The 11,287-nt window shown below is 31.2% G+C and carries 9 protein-coding genes; 5 read left to right on the top strand and 4 right to left on the bottom strand.

Annotated features, from left to right (window positions below):
* Positions 1-142 precede the first annotated feature (142 nt).
* The 5 genes from RR561_RS08500 to RR561_RS08480 all read left to right on the top strand — a co-directional run bounded on the left by RR561_RS08500 (position 143) and on the right by RR561_RS08480 (position 5,663).
* Positions 143-1,018 (top strand): EFR1 family ferrodoxin, encoded by an 876-nt coding sequence (locus tag RR561_RS08500; RefSeq protein WP_332507383.1) that lies wholly within the window; start codon positions 143-145, stop codon positions 1,016-1,018.
* A 12-nt stretch (positions 1,019-1,030) separates the two neighbouring features.
* Positions 1,031-1,270 (top strand): PF20097 family protein, encoded by a 240-nt coding sequence (locus RR561_RS08495; RefSeq protein ID WP_332507381.1) that lies wholly within the window; start codon positions 1,031-1,033, stop codon positions 1,268-1,270.
* Positions 1,271-1,722: 452 nt separating this feature from the next.
* Complete coding sequence (locus RR561_RS08490; protein ID WP_332507379.1) at positions 1,723-2,559, top strand: hypothetical protein; 837 nt, start codon at positions 1,723-1,725, stop codon at positions 2,557-2,559.
* Positions 2,560-2,943: 384 nt separating this feature from the next.
* The gene (locus RR561_RS08485) at positions 2,944-4,086 is read left to right on the top strand and encodes a betaine/proline/choline family ABC transporter ATP-binding protein (RefSeq protein WP_332507377.1); all 1,143 of its coding nucleotides are present in this window, start codon (positions 2,944-2,946) and stop codon (positions 4,084-4,086) included.
* A complete protein-coding gene (locus tag RR561_RS08480; protein ID WP_332507374.1) occupies positions 4,086-5,663 on the top strand; it encodes an ABC transporter permease/substrate-binding protein in 1,578 nt (525 codons plus the stop codon). Before RR561_RS08485 ends, RR561_RS08480 begins: the two co-directional genes overlap by 1 nt.
* A 255-nt stretch (positions 5,664-5,918) precedes the next feature.
* Here RR561_RS08480 and RR561_RS08475 read toward each other — a convergent pair whose 3' ends face one another.
* The 4 genes from RR561_RS08475 to RR561_RS08460 all read right to left on the bottom strand — a co-directional run bounded on the left by RR561_RS08475 (position 5,919) and on the right by RR561_RS08460 (position 11,252).
* Complete coding sequence (locus RR561_RS08475; protein ID WP_332507372.1) at positions 5,919-6,587, bottom strand: YoaK family protein; 669 nt, start codon at positions 6,585-6,587, stop codon at positions 5,919-5,921.
* Positions 6,588-7,060: 473 nt separating this feature from the next.
* Complete coding sequence (locus tag RR561_RS08470) at positions 7,061-8,416, bottom strand: MATE family efflux transporter (protein ID WP_332507371.1); 1,356 nt, start codon at positions 8,414-8,416, stop codon at positions 7,061-7,063.
* Between the two features lie 378 nt (positions 8,417-8,794).
* A complete protein-coding gene (gene lysA, locus RR561_RS08465; protein WP_332507369.1) occupies positions 8,795-10,090 on the bottom strand; it encodes a diaminopimelate decarboxylase in 1,296 nt (431 codons plus the stop codon).
* A gap of 64 nt (positions 10,091-10,154) precedes the next feature.
* Positions 10,155-11,252 (bottom strand): alanine racemase, encoded by a 1,098-nt coding sequence (locus tag RR561_RS08460; RefSeq protein ID WP_332507367.1) that lies wholly within the window; start codon positions 11,250-11,252, stop codon positions 10,155-10,157.
* Positions 11,253-11,287 lie beyond the last annotated feature (35 nt).

The following is an 11,287-nucleotide window of genomic DNA, read 5'->3' as shown; positions in this document are numbered from 1 at the left end:
ATAAGTAATAAGTAATAAGTAATAAGTAATAAGTAATAAGTAATAAGTAATAAGTAATAAGTTTCTATTTTTCAATTAGAATATGGTTAAGGGTGCAAAGACATGATACCGAGTTTAATCAAGAGAAGAATTTGAGGTGAATATGATGATATTATATTTTACAGGAACAGGAAATAGTAAGTATGTAGCTAAAAGGATTGCAGACGCTACAGGTGAAAGTATGAAATCAATCTCTAAATATACAGGTAAGCCTGTAAAAATAGAGTTGGAAGAGGGCGAAAAGCTAGGAATAGTCACTCCTACATATTTTGGAGGTTTGCCAAGTATAGTTAGAGAATTTTTTGAAAGAATTGAGATAAACATGTTTCAAAACAAAGAAAAGTTGGAATATGATGTCAGTCAAGGTTATATTGTAGATAGTAGAATAAAAAATAATGAAACAGAAATTACTGAAAAGATAAATGATATCCTTAGCTATGAAAGGCCATATACTTATTTTGTAGCAACATATGGGGGATTTTCAGGTCAGATAGAAGAATATGCAAAGGAGTATCTAGATAAAAGAAATATACATATAGATGCAGCTTATGGCGTTAAAATGGTGGATAATTGGAGTCCTCTATCTAATGTAGGAAATAAAGAGAAAAATAATAGAATTAATGAAAAAGCAGAAGATAATATTGATGAAATAATAAGTATGATTAAATCTAAGGAAGAAGGAAGTTATATTAAGAATAAAATCCCAGAATTTATTGTTTCTAAAATTTATCCAAAGTATGAAAAAGCAAGAAAAACAAGTAATTTAAGAGTAGAAAAAAGTTGCATTGGATGTGGAATCTGCGAAGAAAAATGTCCAATGAATGCGATAAAATTAAGCGAGTTTATGAGTCCTATATGGATAAAAGATGATTGTGCTATGTGCTTAAGATGCTTGCATAGCTGTCCGACATTTTCTATTCAATACAAAAATAAAACCGAAAAACATGGTCAGTATATAAACCCAAATATCAGTGTATAAGAGGAGATAAATATGGATTGCCCAATATGTGGAAAAGAAATGGAAGGCGGAAGGGTAGAGAGAGTGGGTATAGGAGGGTATGATGAAAAATATACATTTATACCAGAAAGAGATATTGAAGGAAAAAAGATAAAGAGAAAGCTAAGTGAGAGGAAAATAAAAGTATCTATAAATTTAGCACATGATTGTATAGCTTGGCACTGCGATGAATGTAAAAAACTCTTGATGATGGTAGATGAAAAAGAATATTGAAAGAGATAGAATATGAAAATAAAACATATTAAATTTTTAAAATATCTATAGAAATTCAAAAGAATATACAAAAAATTAAATATATTAGAAAATTCCCCTAAATTTAAAAGACGTAAGGGGAATTTTTAAATTATAATAATTTTAAAAATAATTTTAATTTATTTAAATAAATTGAAAACTTTAAAAAAGAAAAAACTTATATAAAGTGATTATAAATAATAAATAGTTCTAATTCTTCAGAAAAATTGGAATTTATATAGAAAGAAACAGTAAGATTCGGTATAATATAATGTATAGGCAAAAACTTGAATTAAGTTTTTAAAAATTTTAATCATAAATTTATTAAGTTAGTATAGTAAATTCTCATTTTACTATATTACAGACTAGCTAATATATAAAATCGCAGTAGAATAGGCTTATAATGAAGCTGTGTAAATAAAGGGGATGTTGGTATGTTTGCAGAAATCTCTATAAGAGGAATATTCCAGTTGATTATAGGAATGATTCTAATGTTTGTAGGACTAAATACGATTAGACGGCAGAAAAAAATTGAAAACCCCAAGACACTTATTAAGGGGAAGTTACTGTATGCAAGACATGTAAAAGAAAAAGACAACCATGGTTTTTATAGGCAGTATTATTATGAACTTCATATTGAATGCAAAGAAAATGGTAAGAAAGAAAGATATGTAATTAATAGTATGGATGAATATAAATCTGGAGATACAGTTGAAATAATGAGTGATCCAAGCAAAAATGGAGAGTTAAAAGTATTTACTAAATCAAAGACACCTGTAATAGGTCAGTGGGTTATGGCAATTATAGGTTTATTTATATTTCTTACTCCATTTGCAAAGATTAAATTTGGAGAAATGTATCTAGCAGCCTTAGTTGCACCTATTTGTATTGCTGCTGGAATTGGCCTATTGCTGGTATATTTAAGAGAACATAAGAGAGTATTAGAAGCAATAGAAGCCGAGGTAGTAGGTGTCTTAAAGTGGCAAAAGATCGATCTTGGTAAAGATGGACAAAAAAAACATAAGGCAGCAACGGCCCTTTACTGTCCAGTGCTAAGGTATGACCATGAAAATACTGATAGAATTAGAAGGAGTAGAGGTCACTCCAACGACCCCAGTATGTATCCAATAGGAAGAAAAGTATCTATCTATAAAGATAAAAATAGTGGAGAAATTCTTGAGGATAGACCAAAGCAGAGTATGGCTTTGATGGGAGTAATACTTGCAATTATGGGATTTATAGGTGCAGCAACAGTTTATTTTCAAGTATAGAAAGTTTGAGTATGTATTTAAATTATAATTTAGAGTGAAAATAAAAAGTTGAAACTCTAAGCCATAATTTTAATAAATAAGTAAGAATGATATGTATGGGGATATTGAGATAAGATTTATGTTTGTAAAAATATACAACAACTATTTGGCGGTTTCTTATTATAATTTATAAATTTATCTAGGTAAGGAAGTGATATTTCAAAATAAATTATCGACGCTTAATATTAATTTAATTTGCTTTTTTAGCTGTTTTTTCTATAGAAAATAAAGTTGATAATTTGACAGGGATTGTTATAAGCTATAACATAATTAGTGTAGCTGATATTTAGTTTATAAATATAATATGTTAAAAGCTATTAGTTGTAGTGAATTGGAGGTGTTATTATGATTCAATTTCGTAATGTTACAAAAGAATACAGGGGGAGTCCTGTATTAAAAAATCTTAACATGGAAATACATGAAGGTGAGTTAACGGTTATAATCGGGCCAAGTGGTTGTGGGAAAACCACTACTTTAAAAATGATAAATCGTTTAATACCCATCAGTAGTGGAGAAATCTTAATTGACGGAAAAGATATAAATGAAATGGACAAGGTCAAAATGAGGAGAAATATTGGATATGTAATTCAGCAGGGTGGATTATTTCCTCATATGACGATTAAGGATAATATAGAAATAATAGAAAAACTTGAGAAGAAGGATTCTAAAGAGATACTAGAAAAGACTCATAAGTTGATGGAAATGGTTGACTTAGATCCGAATGTGTATCTTGAGCGTTATCCTATAGAGATGTCTGGTGGTCAGAGACAGCGTATAGGAGTAATTAGAGCACTGGCAAATGATCCAGATATAATATTATTTGATGAGCCATTTTCTGCACTTGATCCAGTGACAAGATCTAACTTGCAAGATGAGTTGATGGAAATGCAGTCAAAGATTAAAAAGACGATGGTATTTGTCACTCATGATATGGATGAGGCAATAAAGATAGCGGATAGAATATGTATACTAAAAGATGGTGATATAGTTCAGTTTGATAAAACTGAAAATATATTAAGAAATCCAGCAGATGAATTTGTTAAAAACTTCGTCGGGGCAAATAGAATTTGGGATTCACCTCAGTATATAAAGGTTGAAGATTTCATGATCAAAAAGCCAATTACCTGTAAGGGTGATATGATTAGAAACAGATGTGTAAAGAGAATGAGAGATCATAACATAGACAGTTTAATAGTTGTCGATGATGAAAAACGCATTAGAGGTATAGTTACAAGATCTTCTATATTTAAGGCTACTAGTCCTATTATGAAGGCAGAAGAGTTTATGTCAAAGGTAAGATATGTTACTCATGTAGGTGACAACATGGTCGATGTGTTAAAGATGATAGAAGAATCAAATGTAAATAGTATTCCAGTAATAGACAAGGATGAAAAACTGGTAGGACTTCTTACAAACAGTAAGATGGTATCCACTTTGAGTAGGAAATTCTTGATGGAAGATCTGTCAGAAGAGGAGGCGATTAAATAATGGCTTCGCTAATTTCATACATGTCACAAAATAGTGCACAGATTATATCGCTTCTGTTGGAACATATAGAGATGACAGTAATAGCAGTAGGCTGTGCGATACTCATAGGTGTACCCCTAGGAATATTAATTAGCTATGTTAAAAAGTTAGGTAAACCTATAATGGGAGTAGCAAATGTAATACAGGCGATACCTAGTATGGCTATGTTAGGTTTGGCAATTCCACTATTAGGTATAGGTGTGTTACCAGCAGTAGTAATGGTAACAATATACTCACTGTTACCAATTATCAAAAATACTTATACAGGAATATCTAGTATAGATCCAGATATGGTAGAAGCAGCAGCTGGTATAGGTCTTACAAAATGGCAAGTTCTATCAAAAATAAAAATACCGATGGCACTTCCAGTTATAATGGCAGGTGTGAGAATATCTGCAGTAACAGCAGTAGGTCTTATGACAATGGCGGCATTTATAGGTGCAGGTGGATTAGGATTTTTGGTATTTTCAGGTATAAGAACAGTAAATAATGCTCAGATTCTTGCAGGTGCAATTCCAGCATGTATCTTGGCACTTGTAGTAGATTACCTGATGGCTATAATAGAAAAACTAGTAACACCTATAAGTCTACAGAAGAGTTTTAGTAAGTCAAAAGAACAATTAAAGAAGCAGAGAAGAAAACAAAAGATTACTTTAGGAGTAATTGTAGGTTTAATTGTTATTATGATAGGAAACTCTGTTATAGGTGGAATGAAAAAAGAAGAAAATACAATAACTATTGGTGCAAAGGACTTTACTGAGCAGGTAGTATTGTGTCACTTATATGCAGATATGATAGAGCATGATACAAACATAAAGGTAATAAGAAAAGAAAATCTAGGTGGTAGCCAAGTTGCATTTGGAGCTATAAAAAATGGTGATATAGATATGTATATTGATTACACTGGTACAATCTATGTAAGTATACTAAAGCACAAGGCGAAATCGGATGAGATGCAGGTGTTTAATGAATCTAAGGAAGAGTTAGACAAAAAGTTTAATTTGAAGGTCTTTGATCCAACTGTATTTAATAACGTTTATACTCTAGCAGTCAAGCCTGAAACCGCTAAAAAATATGGACTTGAAAATATATCCGACTTGAAAAAGTGTGATAGCGAAATTAGACTGGGTGCAACATTAGAGTTCTTAAACAGAGAAGACGATGGATTACCAGGATTAGTTAAAAAATATGGATTTAATTTTAAGGATACCGTTGGTATAGATAACTCACCAAGATTTGTGGCCTTAGAAAATAATGAAGTAGACATGATAGATGCTTTTGCTACAGATGGATTATTAAAGAAGTATAAACTTACAGTTCTTAAGGATTCAGATAAGTACTTCCCACCATATAATGCAATACCAATTGTAACAGGGGATCTATATAAGAAACATCCAGAAATTGAAGCTCCAATTAATAAGTTGAGTAAGGTTCTTACAAATGAAGTAATGCAGGAATTAAACTACAAGGTTGATGAGCTAGGACAAGAACCACAAGATGTGGCTAGAGATTTTTTAAAGCAAAAGGGACTTATATAAAGGATTGATTGTTAAATGTGTAAAGTCATCTTTAATATAAGATTTAAAGAAGGCTAGGTGAAACTTCACCTAGCCTTTTATTATTAGCTAAAACTGTATTAATAATAAAAACTTTATACGAAAAAATTAAAAGGTAAATTAATAAAACTATGAATAAATGCAGCGAGTAAAGGTATATATAAAACAAAGAGACTAACCTCTCGTTAACTCAAAATTTACACGAAAAGAGAGAATCTGTAGATTCTCTCTTTTATTTTACCATTTAGTTTCTTCTTTAAACATCAAAATAAATCCAAACATCATTACTATAGCATCCAACCAAATTGATTGTATTCCCCAGTAATCTGATGCAAAAGCACCAAGTGCAGCCCCTATACCAAACACAAGTATCATAAAATAGTAGTATCTACTTTTTGTCTTTTTCTCTTCATCACCAGTAAAATGATATGAAGATAAAAGCTCCGTAGCGCTCCTTAGATTGCCTGTGCACATAGTAGTAGCCATACTAACTCCATGGAACTTACGGAAGCTCTGAACCTGCATAGCACAGGCTAGAGAGATAGTTACATTGGCTATATGATCCATACTAGTAGGCATAAAACCTACAGCGACAAGCATAAGTACTTCCATCATTGCAATAATTTGTCTCCAGTGAATAATTTGAAATTCTTTGCAGGATCTTTTGATAATTTCTGTAAGGTAGACTCCGACAAAAAATGCAAACACTGGTAAAATATATTTAAGAACGAGGGCAGGATCCTTTTTTGCAATGCTCTGGCTTAATAATACTAGATTGCCTGTTTGAGCATTTGCAAAGACTTGCCCACGACAATTATAAGAGTATGCATCACGAAAACCTCCACCGAGGGCGAGGATTATAGCGATTATCATGGATTCTGACATTTGTTTTATCTTTCCAAACATAAAAAACCTTCTTTACTTTATTATAATTTAGTTATAAATTGTGCAACTATATAAAATACAATATTGAATATTTTAAAACAAGATCTTTATATATCGAAAAACTAAAATTTCAAGCAAACATTATAGACTGAAAAATTTGAATAAAGTGACAAATAATAATATGCAAATGTTTGAATTACAAAATAATGATATTGTTTGAAAAAGTGTTTAATATTTTTTAGCAAAAATTATATAGTTATAAATTTATATAGCTTATATTATATTACTAATTGTATCAAAAAACAACTTTTCAAAATCGATGAATACAGTTTAATTAACTATTGTTTTTAATTAATAAGAGATAAATTGAAAAAAACAAATAAAAAAGGCCATTTGAATAGAAATACTAAGCAAATGACCTTATAATATTAGAATTAAAATGTGAAGCTAGTATATTGATTCTAATATACAAAATATTCAATATAGGAATTAAATTACATTGTATTTACTATATTTCTAGCCCATTTTTTACTGATTACTCTAGGCATTATGGTAAATAATTTTACAAACTCTTCAAAGTGTGTAAACAGTACCAAAATCCACATTTCATATCCATGTGAAGCACCGTAAAATGTAATTGGGATAGAGCAAAGCCACATTCCTATTATTTCTATAACCATAGCAAAATGTGCATCTCCACCACTTCTAAGTACTGAAATTATAGTAAATGTATTTAGTGACTTTAGTGCCATTAAAGCACCTATTACAAAAAATACTTTCTTCATTACAGGTACTTGTGTTGCAGATATATGGAATAACTTAATAAGACCAGGTATTGATAAAATCAACATTCCACCCATAGCAAGTCCAGCTATAAAGATTAATACACCAAGTTTTTTGGCATAAGTTATAGCCATATCAATTCTTCCTGAACCTAGTTCTATACCTATCATAATTGCACCACCATTTGCAATACAAATTGAAATAAGTAGGAATATATTCGATGTAGTACCTGCGATTTGTCCACTAGCTATTGCTTCAGTACCAGCTAGAGAATAGGCAACAGTATATGCTATTGTTCCGATTGCCCATACAAATTCGTTTAAAAATATAGGAATTGATTTTTCTAAGAATTGTTTTAAAAATTCTTTTGTAATGCTTCTTATATGTTTTACTTTGAATCTAAGAATATGGTTCTTGTCTATTACAAATATATATCCAACCACGATAATGATTTCGACTATTCTTGCAGCACAAGTGGCTATAGCAGCTCCTGTTACTCCTAGTGCTGGCATTCCAAGATTACCTACTATTAACCCATAGTTAAGAATAATATTAACTACAAGAGCAACTGAACTGGCAGCCATACCCAAAAAAGGTCTCCTTACAGCTCTAGAACACATACTAAGAGCCATTGATATAGCTATTAAAGGATACGCATAGGCAATAGTATTAAAATAATCTAGGGCAGGATTGACAACTAATGGATCCTTTGAAAAGATTCCAACCAAGATATGAGGTGCGAATTTCGCAACAAGGCCAAATATGATACCAAACCCTAAAGATACAACAGTAGTAAATCCTGTTATTTTTTTTATACTTTCTTTATCATTTTTTCCGAAAAATTGAGAAATAAAGACTGTAGCGCCGCTGGCTATACCAGAAAGTGCCATATTATATAGGAAGAAAAATTGATTTGCTATACCAACGGCAGCAATTGCAGCTGAACCCAGTGAACTAATCATTACAGTATCGACCATATTAACAAGAGTTGAGATCAAGTTTTGAACGATTATTGGTATACATAAAAAAAACAATGATTTATAAAAGCTTTTTCTATTAAATTCCATTTAAAAACCCCTTTCTAAAATATTAAATTTTTGGCACAAAAAAGGCCAACTCTTAAGAGTTTAATGATAATAGTTAGAAATGTCAACAATTAAGAAGAATGTTTTTTATGTTTTCATCTATTCAAATAAATACATATAGTAATAGAATTTTTGAAATAATTAGAACAAAAAATCGAGATAAATTTTATCTCGATTTTTATAAGGTACTTGAAATGATAATTTAATTATTATAAATAATTACTTTGTAAAAAGCATTATTTTTAAACTTTTTTAATATTGTTTATATATAAAATTCTATGTGAATATTTTTTATTATTATTTGCATAAATTATAAAATTATAGCAAAATGATCACTATAAATTCTGTAGAATTTAATAATTATAATTGATTTTTTATTAAATCTTCTAAACTTTCTCTTCTTATAGCCAACTGATCTGAGCCATCCTTAACAAATACTACGGCAGGTTTTGTCATTTGATTATAATTGGAAGCCATAGAGTAGTGATAGGCTCCTGTGCAGCTAACCACAGCAACATCACCTATTTGAGCTCTTGGAATATTAACATCGTAAGCTATCATATCGCCTGATTCACAACATTTACCTGCTATAGTCACCAAATCAGTTGCCTCGTCTAACATCTTATTTGCTAGAGCAACTTCATACTTGGCACCGTAAAGGGCTGTTCTAATATGATCACTCATTCCTCCATCTATAGACACATAATTTCTTACATTTGGAATTTCTTTAATGGTACCTACAGTGTATAGAGTATATCCCGCTTCTCCAATAATAGATCTACCAGGCTCTAACCACAATTGCGGAATATCGATTGAATGCTTCAAAGATGAAGATTTTAGTGTTTCAATAATTTCTTCAAGAGCATCTTCTATAGGATAAGATGTATCTTCCTCTGTGTATCTAATTCCAAATCCTCCACCAATATTTAGTACTTTTGGAGAGAATTTTAATTCCGATTTAAGCTTGGCAAACCAAGCAAAGACCTTTTCAATTGCAGCTCTAGTGCCATCAGTTCCAAAAATTTGAGATCCTATATGAAAATGAACGCCCAGCAAGTTGAGATTATCTTTATTTAAAATTTTTTCTATTGCATCGAATGCCTGCCCATTATCAATATTTAAACCGAATTTGGAATCTGTATTTCCTGTAGTAATAAAGTCATGTGTATGAGCTTCAACACCAGGAGTAACTCTTAGTAGACAGTTTGGTTTTTTAGACATTTTTTTTGCCAAACTATCTAGCTTTTCTATTTCATCAAAACTGTCTATTACAAAGCATCCAATATTTTCTTTTAAGGCCATATTGATTTCTTCTTCAGTCTTATTATTTCCATGAAAATGTATCATTTGAGGATCAAAATTTGCAGCTAGTGCATTGTAAAGTTCGCCCATAGATACAACATCAAGTCCCATATTTTCATCAGTCATAACTCTAAGTAAATGCTTACATATAAAAGCTTTTGAAGCATAAGAAATATGATAGTCTAGCCCTGATTTAGACAGTATAGAGTGAAATCTTCTACACTGATCTCTTACTAGTTTCTCATCATATACAAATAGGGGTGTAGAGTACTTGTCTACCAAAGTAAGAGTATCTACTCCTCCTATACTTAGATGTCCGTTACTTTCAATTTTAGCTGTTCCATGTAGTTGCATATTAAATCCTTTCTCAAGTATAGAATCAGGCAATTAAATGTGTCTAGAAACTATACTGATTGTTTTATATTTCTTCAAGTTCTATATATTCAAGGTCTAGGGTCTCAAAGTTCAGATGTGAAATCTGTTCGGAATTGGTTCCTACACCCTTGTATGTAAATTCAAATACAGGCATACTATCACTATAAAAATATGCAGTATCACCGACTTTGATGCTATCATCGACTACTGCGACAGTATGGCTCATCATAAGGGATACAAGTCTATATCTTTTTTTATTTATTTCTGTGGTGTGCCCTTTTATTCTAGTTCTCAAAAGGCCATCTCCATAGCCTATATTAATTACTGCAACAGATGTAGGACAGTCCTTCTTTGGATCAGCAACATATGAGGCACAGTAACCAATAGCTTCACCTGGTTCAAGTTTGTTGACGGAGACTACTTTAGCAGAAAGTTCTATAGCATTTTGAATCTTTCCCTTATAGTCCCAACCTTCATATCCTGGACAACCATACAGAATAATTCCAACCCTTACATGTGTATGTCCTTCAAACTTAGAATCTCTGCAAAAAGAAGCACTGTTTTGTGCATGTACAAATTTAAAATCATACAATTCACAAGCTTTTTTCTGTATCTTTAGCCATATTGATTTTTCTCTTTCATATATATTTTCTTCATCGAATACATCTGCCCAGGCAAAATGAGTCCATATTCCTTCTATATTTATGTTGTTATCCTTGGCAAACTCAATCGCTTCTAAAAATTCATCTTCACTTTTGCAACCAGATCTTCTCATGTATCCAGCCCATTCCAAGTGCCAGTTGATTCCTTGCATATCATCTTTATGAGTTTTGATCCATGATAGACCAGGCATTGTACAACTGAGATTATACTTTCTTAATATTTCAAACTCAGTACTCGGATTTAGAAGAAGTATAAAAATATCAGAATACATATTTCTTATTCTAATGGCATCTCTCAGTGAAGTAGTAGCAAAGGCTCTTATTCCCGCTGAGTAAAATGTATCTATAGCTCTTTCTAGACCAAAGTGAAAGGCGTCATTTTTTACGGTTGCTATGACACCTCCGTCTGTTTGGCTGGCTACATATTTTGCATTGTTATATAAGGCATTTAAGTCAAGTTTCAATTTTGCGTTCTTCATAAAATCTCCTTTCTACATAGATAATTATATTAGTA

Origin of the sequence: Peptostreptococcus sp. (assembly GCF_036639115.1) — a bacterium.
Taxonomy (GTDB): Bacteria; Bacillota; Clostridia; order Peptostreptococcales; family Peptostreptococcaceae; genus Peptostreptococcus.
The sequence above is the reverse complement of the archived record's forward strand: the minus strand, read 5'-3'. Positions and strand labels throughout refer to the sequence as shown.

What these genes read in the sequence shown, in the direction of transcription:
- RR561_RS08475 (WP_332507372.1), bottom strand. Translation starts at nt 6,587, where the DNA reads ATGTTTGGAAAGATAAAACAAATGTCAGAATCCATGATAATCGCTATA.
- RR561_RS08460 (WP_332507367.1), bottom strand. Translation starts at nt 11,252, where the DNA reads ATGAAGAACGCAAAATTGAAACTTGACTTAAATGCCTTATATAACAAT.
- RR561_RS08490 (WP_332507379.1), top strand. Translation starts at nt 1,723, where the DNA reads ATGTTTGCAGAAATCTCTATAAGAGGAATATTCCAGTTGATTATAGGA.
- RR561_RS08500 (WP_332507383.1), top strand. Translation starts at nt 143, where the DNA reads ATGATGATATTATATTTTACAGGAACAGGAAATAGTAAGTATGTAGCT.
- RR561_RS08470 (WP_332507371.1), bottom strand. Translation starts at nt 8,416, where the DNA reads ATGGAATTTAATAGAAAAAGCTTTTATAAATCATTGTTTTTTTTATGT.
- lysA (WP_332507369.1), bottom strand. Translation starts at nt 10,090, where the DNA reads ATGCAACTACATGGAACAGCTAAAATTGAAAGTAACGGACATCTAAGT.
- RR561_RS08495 (WP_332507381.1), top strand. Translation starts at nt 1,031, where the DNA reads ATGGATTGCCCAATATGTGGAAAAGAAATGGAAGGCGGAAGGGTAGAG.
- RR561_RS08485 (WP_332507377.1), top strand. Translation starts at nt 2,944, where the DNA reads ATGATTCAATTTCGTAATGTTACAAAAGAATACAGGGGGAGTCCTGTA.
- RR561_RS08480 (WP_332507374.1), top strand. Translation starts at nt 4,086, where the DNA reads ATGGCTTCGCTAATTTCATACATGTCACAAAATAGTGCACAGATTATA.